At 69.3% G+C, this 18914-nt stretch carries 17 protein-coding genes; 12 read left to right on the top strand and 5 right to left on the bottom strand.

Going from position 1 to position 18914, the window contains the following annotated elements; translation table 11 throughout:
• Nucleotides 1-19 precede the first annotated feature (19 nt).
• Entirely contained in the window at nucleotides 20-547 is a 528-nt protein-coding gene (locus P4826_RS11825; protein ID WP_317700591.1) for a shikimate kinase, read from the bottom strand.
• Between the two features lie 84 nt (nucleotides 548-631).
• Here P4826_RS11825 and P4826_RS11820 point away from each other — a divergent pair, with 84 nt between their 5' ends.
• Together P4826_RS11820 and P4826_RS11815 are read left to right on the top strand one after the other, a co-directional pair.
• The gene (locus P4826_RS11820; protein WP_317700590.1) at nucleotides 632-1525 is read left to right on the top strand and encodes a YihY/virulence factor BrkB family protein; all 894 of its coding nucleotides are present in this window, start codon (nucleotides 632-634) and stop codon (nucleotides 1523-1525) included.
• A gap of 88 nt (nucleotides 1526-1613) precedes the next feature.
• Complete coding sequence (locus P4826_RS11815) at nucleotides 1614-2324, top strand: glycine zipper 2TM domain-containing protein (protein WP_317700589.1); 711 nt, start codon at nucleotides 1614-1616, stop codon at nucleotides 2322-2324.
• Nucleotides 2325-2418: 94 nt separating this feature from the next.
• On the opposite strand, the gene P4826_RS11810 is transcribed toward P4826_RS11815, so the two are convergent.
• On the bottom strand, nucleotides 2419-3192 hold the full coding sequence (locus tag P4826_RS11810) for a ferredoxin--NADP reductase (RefSeq protein ID WP_317700588.1): 774 nt from the start codon (nucleotides 3190-3192) through the stop codon (nucleotides 2419-2421).
• Between the two features lie 202 nt (nucleotides 3193-3394).
• Here P4826_RS11810 and P4826_RS11805 point away from each other — a divergent pair, with 202 nt between their 5' ends.
• From P4826_RS11805 to P4826_RS11795, 3 genes are read left to right on the top strand one after another with little or no spacing between them, the layout of a single operon-like run.
• The gene (locus tag P4826_RS11805; RefSeq protein WP_317700587.1) at nucleotides 3395-4591 is read left to right on the top strand and encodes an ABC transporter substrate-binding protein; all 1197 of its coding nucleotides are present in this window, start codon (nucleotides 3395-3397) and stop codon (nucleotides 4589-4591) included.
• 18 nt (nucleotides 4592-4609) lie between these two features.
• The gene (locus P4826_RS11800) at nucleotides 4610-6505 is read left to right on the top strand and encodes an ABC transporter permease (protein ID WP_317700586.1); all 1896 of its coding nucleotides are present in this window, start codon (nucleotides 4610-4612) and stop codon (nucleotides 6503-6505) included.
• Nucleotides 6502-8091: an ATP-binding cassette domain-containing protein gene (locus tag P4826_RS11795; RefSeq protein WP_317700585.1), complete on the top strand. Its 1590-nt coding sequence runs from the start codon at nucleotides 6502-6504 to the stop codon at nucleotides 8089-8091. The genes P4826_RS11800 and P4826_RS11795 overlap by 4 nt, the downstream gene beginning before the upstream one ends.
• A gap of 43 nt (nucleotides 8092-8134) precedes the next feature.
• Here the strand turns inward: P4826_RS11795 and P4826_RS11790 are convergent, their stop codons facing one another.
• Nucleotides 8135-9673 carry a YifB family Mg chelatase-like AAA ATPase gene (locus P4826_RS11790; protein ID WP_317700584.1) on the bottom strand — a complete coding sequence of 513 codons (1539 nt, stop codon included), beginning with the start codon at nucleotides 9671-9673 and terminating at the stop codon, nucleotides 8135-8137.
• 141 nt (nucleotides 9674-9814) lie between these two features.
• Between P4826_RS11790 and P4826_RS11785 the strand changes: the two genes are divergently transcribed.
• From P4826_RS11785 to P4826_RS11755, 7 genes are all read left to right on the top strand, one after another.
• The gene (locus P4826_RS11785; protein WP_317700583.1) at nucleotides 9815-10153 is read left to right on the top strand and encodes a P-II family nitrogen regulator; all 339 of its coding nucleotides are present in this window, start codon (nucleotides 9815-9817) and stop codon (nucleotides 10151-10153) included.
• Between the two features lie 22 nt (nucleotides 10154-10175).
• Nucleotides 10176-11480 (top strand): ammonium transporter, encoded by a 1305-nt coding sequence (locus P4826_RS11780; protein WP_317700582.1) that lies wholly within the window; start codon nucleotides 10176-10178, stop codon nucleotides 11478-11480.
• Between the two features lie 100 nt (nucleotides 11481-11580).
• Nucleotides 11581-12690, top strand: coding sequence for a glycolate oxidase subunit GlcE (glcE, locus tag P4826_RS11775; protein ID WP_317700581.1), 1110 nt, complete (start codon nucleotides 11581-11583; stop codon nucleotides 12688-12690).
• A gap of 31 nt (nucleotides 12691-12721) precedes the next feature.
• Nucleotides 12722-13960 (top strand): glycolate oxidase subunit GlcF, encoded by a 1239-nt coding sequence (gene glcF, locus P4826_RS11770; RefSeq protein ID WP_317700580.1) that lies wholly within the window; start codon nucleotides 12722-12724, stop codon nucleotides 13958-13960.
• Nucleotides 13961-14013: 53 nt separating this feature from the next.
• Nucleotides 14014-14820 carry a ProQ/FINO family protein gene (locus tag P4826_RS11765; protein WP_317700579.1) on the top strand — a complete coding sequence of 269 codons (807 nt, stop codon included), beginning with the start codon at nucleotides 14014-14016 and terminating at the stop codon, nucleotides 14818-14820.
• A gap of 11 nt (nucleotides 14821-14831) precedes the next feature.
• On the top strand, nucleotides 14832-15347 hold the full coding sequence (locus P4826_RS11760; protein ID WP_317700578.1) for an AmiS/UreI family transporter: 516 nt from the start codon (nucleotides 14832-14834) through the stop codon (nucleotides 15345-15347).
• 343 nt (nucleotides 15348-15690) lie between these two features.
• Complete coding sequence (locus P4826_RS11755; protein WP_317700577.1) at nucleotides 15691-16455, top strand: PEP-CTERM sorting domain-containing protein; 765 nt, start codon at nucleotides 15691-15693, stop codon at nucleotides 16453-16455.
• Nucleotides 16456-16558: 103 nt separating this feature from the next.
• Here P4826_RS11755 and P4826_RS11750 read toward each other — a convergent pair whose 3' ends face one another.
• Both P4826_RS11750 and lplT read right to left on the bottom strand, forming a co-directional pair.
• A complete protein-coding gene (locus tag P4826_RS11750; protein ID WP_317700576.1) occupies nucleotides 16559-17434 on the bottom strand; it encodes a DMT family transporter in 876 nt (291 codons plus the stop codon).
• A gap of 185 nt (nucleotides 17435-17619) precedes the next feature.
• Nucleotides 17620-18897: a lysophospholipid transporter LplT gene (gene lplT, locus P4826_RS11745; protein WP_317700575.1), complete on the bottom strand. Its 1278-nt coding sequence runs from the start codon at nucleotides 18895-18897 to the stop codon at nucleotides 17620-17622.
• Between the last annotated feature and the right edge of the window lie 17 nt (nucleotides 18898-18914).

Raw genomic sequence — 18914 nt, 5'->3', positions numbered from 1 at the left:
ACGCGCGCGGTATCCGGCCTCAAGCCCCCGGCGCCATCTCCAGCTGCATCACGATCATGTTCACCAGCGTGTTCACCGTGGGGCGGCCGGTTTCGATCACGTAGTGCGCGGCCTCGCGGTACAGCGGGTCGCGTGTGCGGTAGAGCTCGCGCAGGCGCGCCTGTGGGTCGGCCACCTGCAGCAGCGGCCGCGTCTGGCTATGGCGCACGCGCTTGTAAATCTCGTCGGGCGAGGCGCGCAGGTACATCACATGCGAGAAGCCCTGGCGCAGGGCGGCGCGGTTCTCCGGCCGCAGTACCACGCCGCCGCCGGTGGACAGCACCATGTCCCCGCTCTCGGCCGCCAGCTCGGCCAACAGGGCCGTCTCGTGGTCGCGAAAGGCCGGCTCGCCATGCTGCTCGAAAAAGCTGCTGATGCTGCAGCCCAGGCGCTGCTCCAGCAGGTGGTCCATGTCGATGAAGGGCAGGCCCAGGCGCCGGGCGAGCTGCCGGCCCACGGTGGATTTGCCGCTGCCGGGCATGCCGACCAGGGCGCAACGCGTTTGCATGCTTGTGTGTTCGTAAGTGGTGAGCGGTGAGTCGTGAGTGTAAGAGCCGGCGCGCGCCGGCCCGAGCATGCGCACAATCGGGCCATGCCTGATGCCTCGCCCAAGCCACCATCGCCTGCCCGCGCCCTGGTGCAACACCTGACACCGCTGCTGCGCGCCGTGCGCCTGTGGCTGGATGCTGACGGCCTGCGCATGAGCGCCGCCATGTCGTTCTACGGCATGCTCAGCCTGGCGCCGCTGTTGCTGCTCATCGTCGGCCTGCTGGGCTGGTGGGTGGACAAGGCCTATCTGGAGAGCAACCTGATCGGCCAGGTGCAGGGCGTGATGGGCGAGCGGGGCGCCGAGGTGGTGCGCGCGGCCCTGGCCAGCGCCCAGGCGCCGGCGCAGGGCCGGCTGGCGTCGATGGCCGGCTTTGTGCTGCTGCTGTCGGGCGCCACCGGCGTGTTTGCGGAGCTGCAGTCGGCGCTGGAGCGGCTGTGGCTGCACGGCCAGGCCGCGCCCGAGCGCAAGGCCTGGTGGCGCATGGCCTCGCTGCGCCTGCGCGGCCTGGCCTATGTGCTGGCGCTGGGCTTTCTGCTGCTGGTGTCGCTGGTGCTGTCCACGGTCATCAAGATGCTGGCCACCTGGGCCAGCGCGCTGCTGCCCCTCGGCTCGGGCCTGCTGCTGCAGCTGATCAACGAGGCCGTGTCCTTTGGCGTGGTGGTGCTGTTGTTTGTCGGGCTGATGCGCATAGGCAGCGGCCCCAAGCCGCCGCTGCGCTGCCTGTTGTTTGGCGCGGCGGTGGGGGCGTTGCTGTTCACCGTGGGCAAGCAGCTGCTGGCGCTGTACCTGACGCGCGCGGCTGTGGTGTCGGCCTATGGGGCGGCGGGCTCGCTGGTGGTGTTTCTGATGTGGATGTATTTCTCGTCCGCCGTGCTGCTGTTTGCCGCCAGCTGCGCGCGGGCGCTGCACGAGGCGCGCCAGGCCGCGGCGGGGTGACGTCTTTTTACGCGCCTTACAGCGCGGCCGGTTTTGTGAAGCGGCGCGGGCGTTAGGCTGCGCGCACTTCATTGCACAGGAATTGGATATGCACCCCAGCACCGCCGTGGCCCAGAGCCCGGCCACACTGAAATGGCTTTGGATTGCCGTGGGCGCGCTGGGCGCGAGCGTGCTGGCGCTGGGCGGTACGCTGCTGGCGCAGAACCTGCACAGCGATGCGCCCATGGCGCAACCCGTCCAGGAGTCCACGCAACGCGCGGAAATTTCCAAGCAAAAACCGCCACAAACCGTTTTACAGCAAGCACATGCAGCTCCTGATTCAAGAGCGAATCAGCTTGCCGCGCGCCCCGCGCGCCTGCCGGAACACCCGTCGCAGCCGGTGGCGCAGGCGCGCCCAGCGGCGCCGGTGTGCGCCAGCTGCGGCCATGTCGAATCGGTGCAGGCGCTGGAGCAGGCCGCGCCGGCCACGGGCCTGGGCGCGGTGGCCGGTGGCGTGCTGGGCGGCGTGCTGGGCAACCAGGTGGGCAAGGGCTCGGGCCGCACCGCCGCCACGGTGCTGGGCGCCGTGGGCGGCGGCTATGTGGGCCACAAGGTGGAGGAGCGCGCCCGCAGCAGCACCGTCTACCAGATGCGCGTGCGCATGCAGGACGGCTCGGTGCGCAACTTCACGCGCGCCCAGCCCGTGGCCGAGGGCACGCCGGTGCGCCTGGAGGGCAAGGGCTTTCGCGTGGACGATGGTGCCGGCGCTACCGAGCGCCCTGGCGCCCGGCCGGTGTATGTGAACGACCGGGCCTATTGACGGTTTTCAGGGCGTTTTTGGGCTCCAGCCCAATAAAAACGGGCGCTACCAGCTATGCAACTGGTAGCGCCCGTGGCGTTTCAGGCCGCGCCTTTTATTTCTCGACGAAGGCGCGTTCGATGACGAAGTCGCCCGGCCGCGTGGTGTTGCCCTCTTCAAAGTCGCGGTGCTCCAGCAGGGTCTTGAGCGTGGCCAGCATCTCCGGGCTGCCGCACAGCATCACGCGGTCTTCCAGCGCATTCAGCTGGGGCAGGCCCAGGTCAGCGGCCAGCTTGCCGTTTTCGATCAGCTCGTTGATGCGGCCCTGGTGCTTGAAGGGCTCGCGCGTCACCGTGGGGTAGTACTTGAGCTGGCGGCTGATCATCTCGCCCAGCAGCTCGTGCTGCGGCAGCTCCTTGGTCAGGTAGTCGTAGTAGGCCAGCTCGGCCACCTCGCGCACGCCGTGGATCAGGATCACCTGCTCGAACTTCTCGTAGGTCTCGGGGTCGCGGATCACGCTCAGGAACGGCGCCAGCCCGGTGCCGGTGGACATCAGGTACAGCCGCTTGGCCGGCAGCAGGTAGTCGATGAGCAGCGTGCCGGTGGGCTTCTTGCCGACGATGATGTGGTCGCCCACCTTGATGTGCTGCAGGCGCGAGGTCAGCGGGCCGTCGGGCACCTTGATGGACAGGAACTCCAGGTGCTCCTCGTAGTTGGCGCTGACGATGCTGTAGGCGCGCAGCAGCGGCTTGTCGTTCACCTTCAGGCCGATCATGGTGAAGTGGCCGTTGGAGAACCGCAGCGCCGGGTCGCGCGTGGTGGTGAAGCTGAATAGGCGATCGGTCCAGTGGTGCACCGACAGGACACGCTCTTCGAGGAATGCGCTCATGGATGGACAGGAAGAAAGATGAAAAGTGGGGGAGGCTGGGCTTTGCGGCTAGTGTCGCGGTTTTTTTATTCGTGTCAGGCATAAGCCGAATTGCGCCGAACCGCCCGCCCGTCATGCGGGCAAACCCGCATATTGTGGGGCAAGGCGGCGGCGGCGGTACAGTTGCGGGCCGCGGCTGTTGCGCTGCAGCAAGGATTCACGCATGAAGAAGTCATTCACCACCGTCCTGGCCATGCTGGCCTGCGCCCTGGGCGCGGCCCAGGCGCAGGATGTCTACACCATTGGCGAGATCAACAGCTACAAGGCCCAGCCGGCCTTCCTCGAGCCCTACAAGAAGGGCATGGAGTTGGCGCTGGCGCAGATCAACATCACCGGCGGCATTGGCGGCAAGAAGCTGGTGCTGGTCACGCGCGACGACAACGGCAACCCGGCCGACGCCGTGCGCGCCGCCGAGGAGCTGATCGCGCGCGAGAAGGTGGACGTGCTCATGGGCAGCTTTCTGTCGCATGTGGGGCTGGCGCTGACCGACTTCGCGCAGCAGAAAAAGCGCTTCTTCCTGGCCGCCGAGCCGCTGACCGACAAGATCGTCTGGGAACAGGGCAACCGCTACACCTTCCGCCTGCGCCCCTCGACCTACATGCAGGTGGCCATGCTGGTGCCCGAGGCCGCGGCCATGAAGAAAAAGCGCTGGGCCATCGTCTACCCCAATTACGAGTACGGCCAGTCGGCCGTGGCCACGTTCAAGAAGCTGCTTACCGCAGCGCAGCCGGATGTGGAGTTTGTCGCCGAGCAGGCCACACCGCTGGGCAAGGTGGACGCCGGCAGCGTGGTGCAGGCGCTGGCTGATGCCAGGCCGGACGCCATCTTCAACGTGCTGTTCGCGGCCGATCTCGCCAAGTTTGTCCGCGAGGGCAATACGCGCGGCCTGTTCCAGGGCAAGGGCGTGGTCAGCCTGCTCACGGGCGAGCCCGAGTACCTGGACACGCTGCAGGGCGAGACGCCGCTGGGCTGGGTGGTCACCGGCTACCCCTGGTACGCCATCTTCACACCCGACCACGACGCCTTTGCCACCGCCTATCGCAAGCGCTTCAAGGACTATCCGCGCGCCGGCTCGGTGGTGGGCTACAACGCTATCCAGTCCATCGCCGCGGGGCTGCGCAAGGCCGGCAGCGCCGACACCGAGGCGCTCATCGCCGCCTTCCGCGGCCTGGAGGTGCGCACGCCGTTCGGCCCCATCACCTACCGCGCCCAGGACCACCAGTCCACCATGGGCGCCTATGTGGGCAAGACCGGGCTGTACGGCGGCAAGGGGGTGATGGTGAACTTCAAGTACATGGATGGCGCCAAGTTCCAGCCGTCCGACGCCGAGGTGAAGAAGCTGCGGCCGGCCGCACCCTGACGCACTGAACCTGCACGCATGGACCTCTCCGGCCTGCTGGCCCAGCTGCTCAACGGCCTGGCCGGCGCGTCCGCGCTGTTCCTGGTGGCGGCCGGGCTGTCGCTGATCTTTGGCGTCACCCGCATCGTCAACTTTGCCCATGGCTCGTTCTACATGCTGGGGCTGTACGTAGCGTATTCCAGCGTCGCGCTGCTGGGCGATGCGATAGGCTTCTGGCCCGCGCTGCTGCTGGCGCCGCTGGTTCTGGGCCTCTTGGGCGCGCTGGTCGAGCTGCTGCTCCTGCGCCGTGTCTACGGTGCGCCAGAGCTGCTGCAGCTGCTGGCCACCTTTGCCCTGGTGCTGGTGATCAAGGACGCGGCGCTGTGGCTGTGGGGCCCGCAGGAACTGTTCGGCCCGCGCGCGCCGGGGCTGGAAGGCGCGGTGGACATCCTGGGCCGGCGCTTTCCGGCCTATGACCTGCTGCTCATCGCCGTCGGCCCGCTGGTGCTGCTGCTGCTCACGCTGTTGCTGACGCGCACGCGCTGGGGCACGCTGGTGCGCGCCGCCACGCAGGACCGCGAGATGGTCGGCGCCCTGGGCGTGAACCAGGCCTGGCTGTTCACCGGCGTGTTCGCGCTGGGCGCGGCGCTGGCCGGCCTGGGTGGCGCGCTGCAGCTGCCGCGCGAGCCCGCCAGCCTGGAACTGGACATGCTGACCATAGGCGCGGCCTTCGTCGTCGTGGTGGTGGGCGGCATGGGCTCGCTGCCCGGCGCCTTTGTCGCCGCGCTGCTGATCGCCGAGCTCAAGGCCGTGTGCATCTGGCTGGGCGTGGTGCAGATCGCAGGGGTGGCGATCGCCTTCCCCAAACTCACCCTGGTGGTGGAGTTTCTGGTCATGGCTGCCGTGCTCATCTGGCGCCCCTGGGGGTTGATGGGCCGGCCGCAGGCCGCCGTGCGCGGCGTGGGCGCGCCCGAGGCGCCCCTGGCCGGCGCCGGCCCGCTGGCCGGCACCGGCTGGGTCGTCCTGCTGCTGGCATTGGCGCTGCTGCCGCTCATCCTGGGGCCGGGCAGCTACGCCACGGTGCTGCTGACCGACATCTTCATCGCCGCGCTGTTTGCCGCCAGCCTGCATTTCATCCTGGGGCCGGGTGGGCTGCATTCGTTTGGCCACGCGGCCTACTTTGGCCTGGGCGCCTATGGTGCGGCGCTGCTCACGCGCGCGGCGGGCCTGCCCATGGGCGCGGCGCTGCTGCTGGCCCCCCTGGTGGCGGCGGGCGGGGCGCTGCTCTATGGCTGGTTTTGCGTGCGCCTGTCGGGCGTGTCGCTGACCATGCTGACGCTGGCCTTCGCGCAAATCACCTGGGCCATCGCCTTCCAGTGGGACGGCCTCACGGGCGGCAGCAATGGCCTGACCGGCGTTTGGCCGCCCGATTGGGCGCAGGGCACGGCCTTCTACTGGCTGGTGCTGGCTTTTGTCGCGGCGGGCCTCTACCTGCTGCGGCGCATGTTGTTCGCGCCCCTGGGCTGGGCGCTGCGCGCCGCGCGCGACTCGGCCACGCGCGCCGAGGCCATTGGCATCAACGTGCGCCGCGTGCAATGGGCGGCCTTCGTCGTCGCCGGCCTGCTGGCGGGGCTGGCGGGCGCGCTGTTCACCTTCTCCAAGGGCGGCGTGGCGCCCGAGGTGCTGTGGGTCGGCAAGTCGGTCGACGGCCTGGTCATGGTGCTGCTGGGCGGCATGCAGCAGCTGGCCGGCCCGCTGGTGGGCGCGGCCGCCTTCACCTGGCTGCACGACAGCGTGGCCCGCGCCACCGACTACTGGCGCGCGCTGCTGGGCGGCAGCATGCTGGCGCTGGTGCTGCTGTTTCCACAGGGAATTTCGGGGTTTGCGCAATATTGGCAAGCGCTGATAGCTCCTAAAAAAGGAGTAATCGCATGAGCCTGCTGCGCGTGGAGGGCCTGCGCAAGTCCTTTGGCGGCGTGCAGGCCGTGCAGGGCGTGTCGTTCGCGCTGGCGGCCGGCGAGCTGCTGGCGCTGATCGGCCCCAACGGCGCGGGCAAGAGCACCTGCTTCAACATGCTGGGCGGGCAGATCCGGCCCGACGCCGGCCGCGTGTTGCTGGCCGGCCAGGACATCACCGGCCTGCCGCCGCGCGTCATCTGGCGCCTGGGTGTGGGCCGTACCTTCCAGATTGCCCAGACCTGCGCCAGCTTCACCGTGCTGCAGAACCTGCAGCTGGCCCTGCTGTCGCACGACCGACGCGGCTGGCGCTGGTGGCGCCGCGCCGGCCAGCACCGCGTGCCGGACGCGCTGGCCCTGCTGGAGCAGGTGGGCATGCAGGATCAGGCCGACCGCCCCTGCAGCGAGCTGGCCTATGGCGATGTCAAGCGCGTCGAGCTGGCCATGGCCCTGGCGCACGCGCCGCGCCTGCTGTTGATGGACGAGCCCACGGCCGGCATGGCCAGCGCCGAGCGCCTGGCGCTGATGCGGCTGGTGCGGCGCCTCGCGCGCGAGCGCGCCATGGCTGTGCTGTTCACCGAGCACAGCATGGACGTGGTCTTCGGCCAGGCCGACCGCGTGGCCGTGCTGGTGCGCGGCCAGCTGCTGGCCCAGGGGACGCCCGAGGCCATGCGCCAGGATGAGCGCGTGCAGGCGGCGTATCTGGGCGGGGGGCTGGAAGAGGCGCCGGTGGTGGCCGGCCCTCACCCCTCCCTCTCCCCAGAGGGAGAGGGAGTAATACCGGCGCAACCGGTCGCCCTCGCCCCTTTGGGGAGAGGGAGGGGTGAGGGGCCGCCCCAGTCCGCACCGCTGCTCGCCGTCGAACACCTGAACGCCTGGTACGGCGCCGCCCATATCCTGCACGGCGTGTCGCTGCAGGTGGGCCGTGGCGAGGTGGTGGCGCTGATGGGCCGCAACGGCGCGGGCAAGAGCACCACCCTCAAGGGCATTGCCGGCCTGCTGGCGCGCACCCAGGGCCGCGTGCAGCTACAGGGCCAGGCCATCCACGGCCTGCCGGCGCACCAGATCGCGCGCCTGGGCCTGGGCTATGTGCCCGAGGACCGGCGCATCTTCACCGACCTGACGGTGCTGCAAAACCTCGAGGTCGGCCGGCAAGCGCCGCGCCACTGGCCGGACGGCCAGCCGGCGCCGCACTGGACGCCCGCAACCCTGTTCGCGCTGTTCCCCAACCTGGGCGAGATGCCCCACCGCCCCGGCGGCCAGATGAGCGGCGGCGAGCAGCAAATGCTGAGCGTGGCGCGCACGCTGATGGGCCAGCCCCTGCTGGTGCTGCTCGACGAGCCCTCCGAGGGCGTGGCCCCGCTCATCGTCGCGCAGATGGCGCGAGCCATCCTGCAGCTCAAGGCCCGGGGCGTGGGCATCCTGCTGAGCGAGCAAAACCTGACCCTGGCCCAGGCCGTGGCCGACCGCGCCTATGTGCTGGAAAAGGGCCAGATCGTGCATGAAGCCCCCATGGCTGAGCTGGCGCGCGATGCGCGGGCGCGGCAGGCGTATCTGGGTTTGTAAGAAAAAGGCCTGTAGCGCTTATGTAGAAAGCGCCACAAGCTATCTAAACAGTAGTGCGCAACACCCGCCGGTATTGCATGGCCTCGGCCACATGGGCCACCGTCACATGCTCCGACCCGGCCAGGTCGGCAATCGTGCGCGCCACCTTCAGCGCGCGGTGCGTGCCGCGTGCCGACCAGGCCAGGCGCGCGGCGGCGGTCTGCAGAAAGCGCGCGGCGGCATCGTCCAGCGCGGCCATCTGGTCCAGCTGCTGGCCCTGCAGTGCCTGGTTGGGCTGGCCCTGGCGCGCCAGGGCGCGGGCGTGCGCCTGGGCCACGCGCGCGCGCACTGCGCTGCTGGCCTCGCCGGCGGGGGCATTCAGCAGGTCGGCGGCAGGCAGCTGCGGCACCTCGACATGCAGGTCTATGCGATCGAGCAGCGGGCCGGACAGCTTGCCCTGGTAGCGCGCCACCTGGTCGGGCGTGCAGCGGCAGGCGCGCTGCCCCGACCCGGCAAAGCCGCAGGGGCAGGGGTTCATGGCGGCGATGAGCTGAAAGCGCGCCGGGAACTCCGCGCGCTGCGCCGCGCGCGATATGGTGATGCGCCCGCTCTCCAGCGGCTCGCGCAGGGCTTCCAGGGCGCTGCGGGCAAATTCGGGGAATTCATCGAGGAATAGCACGCCCTCATGCGCCAGCGAGATCTCGCCCGGCCTGGGCGGCGAGCCGCCGCCGACCAGGGCAATCGCGCTGCAGCTGTGGTGCGGGCTGGCGGTGATGCGCTGCATCCACTGCGCGCCGGTGAAGCGCCCGGCCAGGCTGGCAATGGCCGCGCTCTGCAGCGCCTGCTGCACGCTCATGGGCGGCAGCAGGCCGGCAAAGCGCTGCGCCAGCATGGACTTGCCCGAGCCCGGCGGGCCCACCAGCAGCAGGCCGTGGCCGCCGGCGGCGGCGATCTCCAGCGCGCGCTTGGCGGCGGCCTGGCCCTTGACATCGGCCAGATCCGGGCCATCGGTGTGGACGGCGGGCGGGGCCGGCTGCAGGCGCTGCCAGCCGTCGTCGTCGGGCTCTGGCTCGGAATTGTTGCCGGCGGGCAGAAACTGCCGCACCACGTCCAGCAGGTGGCGTGCGCGCCAGATCTGCGCGCTGGGCACCAGGGCGGCTTCTTCGGCGCTGCCCGGCGGCAGCACCATGCGCACAGGCGGCTCCAGGCCATGCAGGGCCAGGCTGGTGGCCAGCGCGCCGCGCACCGGCCGCAGCTGGCCCGACAGCGACAGCTCGCCGGCAAACTCCCAGCCGGCCAGGCGCGCCGCATCAATCTGCCCGCTGGCGGCCAGGATGCCCAGCGCGATCGGCAGGTCGAAGCGCCCCGAGTCCTTGGGCAGGTCGGCCGGCGCCAGGTTGACGGTGATCTTCTTGTTGCTGGGGAACTCCAGTCCCGCGTTCTGCAGCGCCGAGCGCACGCGCTCGCGCGCCTCCTTGACCTCGACATCGGCCAGGCCGACCAGCGCAAAGCTGGGCAGGCCATTGGCCAGATGCACCTCGACGGTGACGGCGGGTGCCTGCAGGCCCAGCAGGGCGCGGCTTTGCACCAAAGCAAGACCCATGGCGTGAATCCTCCCCAATTTGGTGCGCGAGACGGCGTGTCCGCGCGGGTTTGCCACCCAATGTACCTGGGCGCGCGGCGCCCGGCGTGGCTGGCACGCTACGTGCATCAGGCAGGCATACCCATTCACGGAGGACCCACCATGAAAATGATCACCGCCATCATCAAACCCTTCAAGCTCGACGAGGTGCGCGAGGCGCTGTCGGACATCGGCGTGCAGGGCATCACCGTCACCGAGGTCAAGGGCTTTGGCCGCCAGAAGGGCCATACCGAGCTGTACCGCGGCGCCGAGTATGTGGTGGACTTTCTGCCCAAGGTGAAGGTCGAGGCCGCGGTGGACGATGCGCTGGTGGAGCGCGCCATCGAGGCCATAGAGGGCGCGGCGCGCACCGGCAAGATCGGCGACGGCAAGATCTTCGTGGCCGCGCTGGAGCAGGTGGTGCGCATACGCACCGGCGAGACCGGCGTGCAGGCCCTGTAACCGTAGGCGACGGAGACCCATCATGAGAAAAGTACACGCTTTCCTGGTGCCAGGCCTGTGCCTATTGGCCGGCGCCGCATGCGCCCAGGCGCCGGCCGCACCGCGCATCGATTCGGGCGACACGGCCTGGATGCTGACCTCGACGCTGCTGGTGATCCTGATGACCATCCCCGGCCTGGCACTGTTCTACGGCGGCCTGGGGCGGGCCAAGAACATGCTGTCGGTGCTGGTGCAGGTGTTCGTGATCTTTGCCCTGTGCTCGCTGCTGTGGGCCATCTACGGCTACAGCCTGGCGTTCTCGGGCGAGGGCAAGTTCGTGGGCGACCTGTCCAAGATGTTCCTCAAGGGCGTGGGCCTGGAGAGTTTTGGCGCACTGACCACCATCCCCGAATACGTGTTCTTCGCCTTCCAGGGCACGTTCGCGGCCATCACCGTGGCGCTGATCGTGGGCTCGTTCGCCGAGCGCATCAAGTTCTCCGCCGTGCTGATCTTTGCCGTGCTGTGGTTCAGCTTCAGCTACGTGCCCATGGCGCATATCGTCTGGGGTGGTGGTCTGCTGGCGGCGGACGGCGCGCTGGACTTCGCCGGCGGCACCGTGGTGCACATCAACGCCGGCATCGCCGGCCTGGTGGGCGCCACCATGGTGGGCAAGCGCATAGGCTTTGGCCGCGAGGCGTTCACGCCGCACTCGTTGACGCTGACCATGGTGGGCGCGTCGCTGCTGTGGGTGGGCTGGTTCGGCTTCAACGCCGGCTCGGCCGGCGCCGCCAACGCCGTCGCCGGCCTGGCCTTCGTCAACACCGTGCTCGCCACCGCCGCCGCCACGCTGTCGTGGAGCGCGGGCGAGGCCGTGCACAAGGGCAAGGCATCGATGCTGGGCGCGGCCTCGGGCGCCGTCGCCGGCCTGGTGGCGGTCACGCCGGCCGCGGGCTTTGTCGGGCCCATGGGCGCCATCGCCATCGGCCTGGTCTCCGGCCTGGTCTGCCTGTGGGGCGTGGGCGGCCTGAAGCGCATGCTCAAGGTGGACGACGCCTTCGACGTGTTCGGCGTGCATGGCCTGGGCGGCATCGTCGGCGCCATCCTCACCGGCGTGTTCGCGGCCCAGGGCCTGGGTGGCACCGGGGGCCTGACTCCCGACACCTTCAGCATGGGCGCGCAGCTGTGGATACAGGTCAAGAGCGTGCTGTTCACCATCGTTTGGTCCGGCGTGGTGTCCTTCGTGGCCTACAAGATCGCCGACCTGCTGGTGGGCTTGCGCGTGAGCGAGGAGGCCGAGCGCCAGGGCCTGGACATCAGCTACCACGGCGAGACGGCGTACAACCGTTGATGGTGGGTGCGGCTGGGCACAAAGCCTTCACGCCGCGCGTTCAAAAAAATCAAACCCGCGCCCGCCCGCCGCGCGCGGGGCCGGCAGTACCATGGCCGCCATGGACGCAGCCCTCAGCCAGATCATCGACCGCGTGCGCGACAGCGCCGCGCGCCAGGCCCCGCTGTGCATCCGCGGCGGCGGTACCAAGGACTTTCACGGCCTCGGCGCGCCGCGCCATGCGGGCGAGCCGCTGGACATGCGGCCCCTGGCCGGCATCGTCAGCTACGAGCCCAGCGAGCTGGTGGTGACGGCCCTGGCCGGCACGCCGCTGGCCGAGCTGGAGGCGCTGCTGGCCCGGCATGGCCAATGCCTGGCCTTCGAGCCGCCGCGCTTTGCCGCTGGTGGCACCGTCGGCGGCATGGTGGCCGCCGGCCTGTCGGGCCCGGCGCGCGCCAGCGTGGGCGCGGTGCGCGACTTCGTGCTGGGCGTGGAGATCATCAACGGCCGTGGCGAGCTGCTGCGCTTTGGCGGCCAGGTGATGAAGAACGTCGCCGGCTACGACGTCTCGCGCCTGATGGCGGGCAGCTGGGGCCAGCTGGGCGTGATCACCGAGGTCAGCCTGAAGGTGCTGCCCGTGGCGCCGGCCGAGGCCACGCTGCGCTTTGACTGCGGCCAGGCCGAGGCGCTGAAGATGCTGCACGCCTGGGGCGGCCAGCCCCTGCCTTTGAATGCCAGCTGCTGGCTGGAAGAGGGCGGCGCGGGCCAGCTTTATGTGCGCCTGCGCGGCGCACGGGCGGCGGTGGAGGCCGCCTGTCGCGACATGGGCGGCGAGCCGCAGGACGCGCCGAATGTGGCCGACGACTGGCAGGCCTGCCGCGACCAGCGTCTGCCCTGGTTTGCGGCGCGCCCGGCTGACCAGGCGCTGTGGCGCCTGTCCCTGCCGCAGACGGCGCCGGTGCTGCCACTGCCCGCGGGCGTGGCGGCGCCGCTCATCGAATGGCAGGGTGGCCTGCGCTGGCTGCAGGCGCCCATGCACCACCGCGAGGCGTTACGCACGCTGGCCCTGCAGGTCGGTGGTAGTGCTTCTTGTTTTATAGCTGCTGGCGCTGATGGGATGGGCGATAAAGGCATTTTTGATGCCAATTCTGGGGCGTTGGCGACGATACACCGGCGCCTGAAGCAAGCGTTCGATCCGGCCGCCATCCTCAACCCCGGCCGGCTCCTGTAGCCGCGCGGCAGGCCCATACAGGAAAGCACCCATGCAAACCCAGCTCGCACCCGAGTACCAGGGCACGCCCGAAGGGCAGGAGGCCGAGGCCATCCTGCGCAAATGCGTGCACTGCGGCTTTTGCACCGCCACCTGCCCCACCTACCAGCTGCTGGGCGACGAGCTGGACAGCCCGCGCGGGCGCATCTACCTGATCAAGCAGGTGCTCGAAGGGATGGAGCCCACGCGCAAGACCCAAGCGCATCTGGACCGCTGCCTGACCTGCCGTAACTGCGAAACCACCTGCCCCAGCGGCGTGCAATACGGCAACCTGGTGGACATAGGCCGGCGCATCGTCGAAGAAAAAGTGCCGCGCCCGGCGGGCGAGGCGGCCGTGCGCTGGCTGCTCAAGGAGGGCCTGCCCTCGCCGCTATTCGCCCCCGCGATGAAGGCCGGCCGGGCCGTGCGCGGCCTGCTGCCCGAGGGCTTGCGCGACAAGGTTCAGCCCCACCCGCCGGCCGGCGCCTGGCCCCGGCGCAGCCATGCGCGCAAGGTGCTGCTGCTGGAGGGCTGCGTGCAGCCCAGCATGGCGCCCAACATCAACAGCGCCACGGCGCGCGTGCTCGACGCCGCGGGCATAGAGACCGTCGTGGCGCGCCAGGCCGGCTGCTGCGGCGCCGTCAAGTTCCACCTGAACGACCAGGACGGCGGCCGCGCGCAAATGCGCGCCAACATCGACGCCTGGTGGCCCTACATCGAGCGCGGCGAGGTCGAATGCCTGGTCATGAACGCCTCGGGCTGCGGCGTCACGGTCAAGGAGTACGGCCATGTCCTGGCGCGCGACGCGCAATACGCCGACAAGGCGGCGCGCATCAGCAGCCTGACGCGCGACCTGTCCGAGCTGCTGCCGGGCCTGGTGCCGCTCTTGAAAGACCGCGTGCGCGCCGCCGGCCGCGCCTTTGCCTACCACCCGCCCTGCACGCTGCAGCATGGCCAGAAGCTGCGCGGCGGCGTGGAGCGGCATATGGCGGCCCTGGGCTTCACGCTGCGCGTGGCGCGCACCGAATCGCACCTGTGCTGCGGCGCGGCCGGCACCTACTCGGTGCTCAACCCCGAGCTGTCGCGGCAGCTGCGCGAGCGCAAGCTGGGCGCCCTGGGCGAGGCCTTTGCCGACGCGCCGCCCGCGGCCATCCTGTCGGCCAACATGGGTTGCATCACCCACCTGCAAGGCGGCACCGACATCCCCGTGCGCCACTGGGTGGAGCTGCTGGACGAGGCATTGCTGGCATGATGGCGGGTTTTGACCCGCCGCGCCGCATGCGCCATGCCGCGCGTTTCTGAGCCATGAACGATCCCGTGAACGACCTGCCGACGCCCCCCGCCGAGGCCACGCCACCCGCCGCCGCCGCAGAGGCCGCAGCCGCGCCGCACGCCCAGCCGGCGCCCCGTGCGAACCGCCGTGGCGGGCGCCGCCGCTTCGGCGCCCGGCGCGAGCCGGCCGCGCCGGCATCCGCACCCGAAGGGGCCGGCGAGCAGCGCCCGCCCCAGCCCCAGCCGCGTCGCACGCATCCGCTGCTCGAGCAGCTGGCCGGCTGGTACCCGCATCTGTTCGGTGCGCAGTTCCTGCCGCTCAAGCGCGGCATCTTCCACGACCTGATGGCCGCGCACGGCGAGGCCATCGACAAGGACGCGCTCAAGCTCGCCCTCGCCATCCACACCCGCTCCACGCGCTACCTGAATGCCGTGGCCCAGGGCATGAAGCGCCATGACCTGCAAGGCCAGGCCGTGGAGGACATGGCGCCCGAGCATGTGCACCACGCGCTGTTGGAGGTGTTCCGCCGCCGCAAACCGCGTGACGGCGAGGACTTGACGGCCACGCTGCGCCGGCGCATCGCCCAGGCCTTCGAGGCCAGCGGCCTCACCCGCGAGGCCTACGACGCCCTGGTGCGCGGGCGCGACGACAAGGCCAACGCCCTGCTGGACGAAGCCTTTGCCGAAGTGGCGGAGCGCGATGCCAAGGCCGAGGCCCTGGCGCGCGCCTTCGAGGCCAGCGGCGCCACGCCCGAGCAGTTCGCCGACATGTACGGCATGGATCGCCGCGCCGTCACCCAGTCCCTGGCGCGGGCACGCCGCCCGCAGGCCAAGGGCTGAGGAGCGGCGTCATGTGGCTGGGCGTATCGCTGTTCTACGTGGGCGCCGTGCTGTGCCTGAACGGCCTGTGGATGCGCGGCCATATCGCCGACCGCGAGATCTGGGTCATCAACGTCTTCGTCGGCCTGGTGTCGCTGGCGATAGGCCTGTTTTCCATCTTCGGCCCGGGCGCCGACGCCCATTCCATCCAGGGCGGGGCGCTGACGCTGCTGTTCGCCTTCACCTACCTGTGGGTGGCGGCCAACCGCTTCAGCGGCGCCGACGGGCGCGGCCTGGGCTGGTTCAGCCTGTTCGTCGCGATTACCGCCGTGCCCGTGGCGCTGGACACCCTGGCCGGCGCCCGCAGCCTGCTGGACTGGTGGATGGGCGCCAACTGGGCCGCCTGGGCTCTGCTGTGGGCCCTGTTCTGGCTGCTGCTGGCGCGCGGGCGCGACATCGGCTGCTTCACCGGCGCCATGTGCATCGCCCAGGGCGTGCTGACGGGCTGGCTGCCGGGCTATCTGCTGCTTTCCGGTCGGCTTTACTGATACAGCCCGTTGATCTTTCTACAGGTCGTGGCAGCGGCTTCAGCCGCGAATGGTGTTGTTCGCGACTGAAGCCGCTGCCACAACATCCGCCTTCACAGGCGTGGCTCCACGCCTGATTTCTGTTGGTTGCGTGGCCTGTCTGGGTTTTGAAGCATGGCCAAAGGCCCGGTCGGTGCGCTAGGCGGCGGCTGCAACTTGTCGACATTTTTTACATATCTCCCGGTGCGGAGAGTGTTTTCTCTAAAAAATCCAATGAAATCAATGGCATTTCCCGGTGGCACAAACGTTGCTTATGCGTTTCCGGGTGTCAACCTTTTGTCAACGGCACCTGAAAGGATTCGATATGAGCAAAAAACTGGGTTCCATGGCCGCTGCGATTCTGATGACGCTCGGCACATCCGCATACGCCGGTGCGTTTGTCAATGGTGGCTTTGAGGATGGCAACCTCAATGGCTGGACGGGCGGGGGTGGCTTTTGGTCTGGTGGCGGCGCACCGGTTAATCCTGCGACCTACGCAGGCGGCCCGTCCAACAACACCATCATGATCGGTGGTACCGACCCCATCACCGGGGCCAACCGGGTCTATGGCGGCGGTTACTCGGTACGCGTCAACGACGCAGTGAACAACAGGTCTGTCTCGACCATAAGCCAGACGGTCAACAACTACACCGACAACAGCATCTTCTTTGCCTGGAACGCGGTGTTGGAAGCCTCGCACGGCCTCGCGGATTCCGACTATTTCTCTCTTACGCTGAGGGACGATACGGTGGGCACCAACCTGGTGAGCCGCGCCTACAGCTCTGCCGGCTCCATTGGGTCGGGGACGTCCGGCGTGACCTGGACGAAGTTTGGCAACTGGTACTCCTCGGGCTGGGTGGTGGAGCAGATCGACCTGGCGGCACTGAGTGCCGTGGGGCATGACTTCACGCTGACACTGCTGGCCTCTGACTGCCCTTATGGCGGTCATGCAGGTTACGTCTATCTGGATGGCTTTGGCGCCGTGAATCCGCCCACCGGCCAGGTGCCCGAGCCCGGCTCGCTGGCACTGCTGGGCCTGGGCTTTGCCGGCCTGGCCGCGGCCCGCCAGCGCCAGAAGAAAGCCGCCTGATCCGCAAGGATCACCCGGCAGGCGCAGCGCCCCGGAAAGGGGCGGCGCCAGCAACAGAAGGCCGCAGAACCGCGGTCTTTTTCCATTCTGGCGTGTCCTGTTTTCAGCGCCGCTGCAGCGTTGCCCACAGGGCGGCCAGCACGATCAGTGCGCCGCCGGCCAGGGTGCGCGGCTGCAGTTGGGCGGCGCCCAGCAGCACCGATGACACGCTGGCGAACAGCACCTCCGACAGCATCACCACGCCGGTGATCGCCGTGGGCAGGCGCGCGGCGCCGTACTGCAGCGCCCAGTTGCCCAGCATCAGCAGCAGCGCCAGGGCGGCGGCCATGGCGGCCCAGCGCGGGTCGAAGGCCGGAAAGGCCGGCACCACGCCCGCCGCCAGCCCGGCCAGCGCGGCCAGCCAGCCCAGGCCCATGCAACCGGCAAACATGGCCAGCATGCGCGCCGGGCCGGGCACGGTGTGCAGGCGCCGCAGCAGCACGTTGGTCACGGCAAAGGTGAAGCCGCCCAGCAGCGCCAGCGCGTCGGCCAGCGACAGGTTGGCCAGCAGGCCGCCCCAGCTGGCCCCGGCCGGCACCAGCACCAGCGCCACGCCGCCAAAGGCCAGCCCCAGGCGTGCCAGCGCCGCCGGCGTGGGGCGCTCGCCCAGGATGCGCCAGGCCAGCAGCACCAGCCAGGCGGGCATGAGGTAGAACACCAGCACCACGCGCACCACGTCGCCCACGGTCACGGCCCAGTTGAAGGCCATGTTGTTGATGCCCGAGTTCAGCGCCAGCAGCCATAGCGCCGGCTGGCGCAGCAGATCGCCCAGGCTGCCTGGGCGCGCGACCAGCATCACGGCGCAGACCAGTGTGTACATGACGGCCGTGGCCCACAGCGGGTGCAGGCCGGCGGCATGCATGCTGCGAAACGGCCACCACGACAGGCCCCACAGCAGGGCGTTGCACAGCAGGGCCAGGACGGGCAGGGGAGATTGCATGAAAAGTGCGTGCTTGTTTCTTTGGCCCGGGAGCGCCGGCGTCTCGCCGGCCCGCAGGTGGCCAAGTGTGGCGGCCCCTCCATGCCGGCGAGACGCCGGCGTTCCCAGAGGCGGAGATGAGGTGCTTAGATTATCGGTAAAAATGCCTGTAGCGCCTGCAGATAAAGCGCAGACAGCTATCAAAATCAGTGCTGATCCAGGCGTGCGATCTTGCGCAGCTGCACCATTTCCTTGGGGTAGTGGCGCACGTTGTAGACATGCCAGCGCAGTATCACCACCATCACCGCGGCCACCAGCAGGCCGAAGGCGGCGATGGCGCCAAACGCCGACAGCCCCCATTTGGTGAACAGGCTGTAGAGCACGCCCATGCCCAGGATGGCCGCCTGTTCATTGAAGTTTTGCACCGCAATCGAGCGTCCCGCGCCCATCAGGTTGTGGCCACGGTGCTGCAAGAGCGCGTTCATGGGCACGACCAGGAAGCCGCCCAGCCCGCCCAGCAGAATCAAGAAGGGCACGGCCAGCCAGATGTTGTCGATGGCGTTCATCAATATCACCACCAGGCCCATGGCCACGCCCAGGGGCAGCACGCGCGTGGCCTTGTCCAGCTGCGTGTACGACGAGGCCAGCACCGCGCCCGCGGCCGTGCCCAGGGCCACCACGCCCACCAGGGCCGAGGCCTGGGTGGTGCTGTAGCCCAGGGCCACGCCGGCCCAGGCCAGCACGATGTAGCGCAGATTGCCCGAGACGCCCCAGAACAGCGTGGTGGTGGACAGCGAGATCTGCCCCAGCCGGTCGCGCCACAGGCGGTTGTTGCAGGTCCAGAAGTCGCGCAGCAGCACCAGCAGCTGGCGCGGCATGGGGCGCATGGCCACGCCGGTCAGCGGTATGCGCAGGTTGATGGCGGCCGCCAGCACGTACACCGGCACCAGGGCGAGGATGGCGGCCTCGGCCGGCAGGTCCAGCCCCAGATCAATACCCGGCATGTCCAGGCCCAGCAGCAGGCCGGAGACATGCGGCGCCACCAGCTGGCCGCCGAGCACCACGCCAAGAATGATGGAGCCTATGGTCAGCCCCTCGATCCAGCCATTGGCTTTGACCAGCTGCGACGCGGGCAGCAGCTCGGTGAGGATGCCGTACTTGGCCGGCGAGTACGCCGCCGCGCCCAGCCCCACCACGCCATAGGCCAGCAGCGGGTGCGAGCCGAACAGCATCATCAGGCAGCCCACCACCTTGATGGCATTGCTGATGAACATCACCCGCCCCTTGGGCATGGAGTCGGCAAACGCGCCCACGAAGGGCGCCAGGACCACGTAGAACAGCGCGAACATCGGCACCAGGGCGGCACGCTGCCATTCGGGTGAACCGCCGCTGCGCAGCAGCTCCACCGCGGTCACGAACAAGGCGTTGTCGGCCAGCGAGCTGAAAAACTGCGCCGACATGATGGTGTAGAAACCGCGCTTCATCGGATGGCTGGTGCTTC

Origin of the sequence: Diaphorobacter limosus (genome assembly GCF_033100095.1) — a bacterium.
Taxonomy (GTDB): Bacteria; Pseudomonadota; Gammaproteobacteria; order Burkholderiales; family Burkholderiaceae_C; genus Alicycliphilus; species Alicycliphilus limosus.
The sequence above is the reverse complement of the archived record's forward strand: the minus strand, read 5'-3'. Positions and strand labels throughout refer to the sequence as shown.

Excerpts from the sequence above, each read along its gene's own strand:
- P4826_RS11825 (WP_317700591.1), bottom strand. The coding sequence starts at position 547 with ATGCAAACGCGTTGCGCCCTGGTCGGCATGCCCGGCAGCGGCAAATCC.
- P4826_RS11820 (WP_317700590.1), top strand. The coding sequence starts at position 632 with ATGCCTGATGCCTCGCCCAAGCCACCATCGCCTGCCCGCGCCCTGGTG.
- P4826_RS11815 (WP_317700589.1), top strand. The coding sequence starts at position 1,614 with ATGCACCCCAGCACCGCCGTGGCCCAGAGCCCGGCCACACTGAAATGG.
- P4826_RS11810 (WP_317700588.1), bottom strand. The coding sequence starts at position 3,192 with ATGAGCGCATTCCTCGAAGAGCGTGTCCTGTCGGTGCACCACTGGACC.
- P4826_RS11805 (WP_317700587.1), top strand. The coding sequence starts at position 3,395 with ATGAAGAAGTCATTCACCACCGTCCTGGCCATGCTGGCCTGCGCCCTG.
- P4826_RS11800 (WP_317700586.1), top strand. The coding sequence starts at position 4,610 with ATGGACCTCTCCGGCCTGCTGGCCCAGCTGCTCAACGGCCTGGCCGGC.
- P4826_RS11795 (WP_317700585.1), top strand. The coding sequence starts at position 6,502 with ATGAGCCTGCTGCGCGTGGAGGGCCTGCGCAAGTCCTTTGGCGGCGTG.
- P4826_RS11790 (WP_317700584.1), bottom strand. The coding sequence starts at position 9,673 with ATGGGTCTTGCTTTGGTGCAAAGCCGCGCCCTGCTGGGCCTGCAGGCA.
- P4826_RS11785 (WP_317700583.1), top strand. The coding sequence starts at position 9,815 with ATGAAAATGATCACCGCCATCATCAAACCCTTCAAGCTCGACGAGGTG.
- P4826_RS11780 (WP_317700582.1), top strand. The coding sequence starts at position 10,176 with ATGAGAAAAGTACACGCTTTCCTGGTGCCAGGCCTGTGCCTATTGGCC.
- glcE (WP_317700581.1), top strand. The coding sequence starts at position 11,581 with ATGGACGCAGCCCTCAGCCAGATCATCGACCGCGTGCGCGACAGCGCC.
- glcF (WP_317700580.1), top strand. The coding sequence starts at position 12,722 with ATGCAAACCCAGCTCGCACCCGAGTACCAGGGCACGCCCGAAGGGCAG.
- P4826_RS11765 (WP_317700579.1), top strand. The coding sequence starts at position 14,014 with ATGAACGATCCCGTGAACGACCTGCCGACGCCCCCCGCCGAGGCCACG.
- P4826_RS11760 (WP_317700578.1), top strand. The coding sequence starts at position 14,832 with ATGTGGCTGGGCGTATCGCTGTTCTACGTGGGCGCCGTGCTGTGCCTG.
- P4826_RS11755 (WP_317700577.1), top strand. The coding sequence starts at position 15,691 with ATGAGCAAAAAACTGGGTTCCATGGCCGCTGCGATTCTGATGACGCTC.
- P4826_RS11750 (WP_317700576.1), bottom strand. The coding sequence starts at position 17,434 with ATGCAATCTCCCCTGCCCGTCCTGGCCCTGCTGTGCAACGCCCTGCTG.
- lplT (WP_317700575.1), bottom strand. The coding sequence starts at position 18,897 with ATGAAGCGCGGTTTCTACACCATCATGTCGGCGCAGTTTTTCAGCTCG.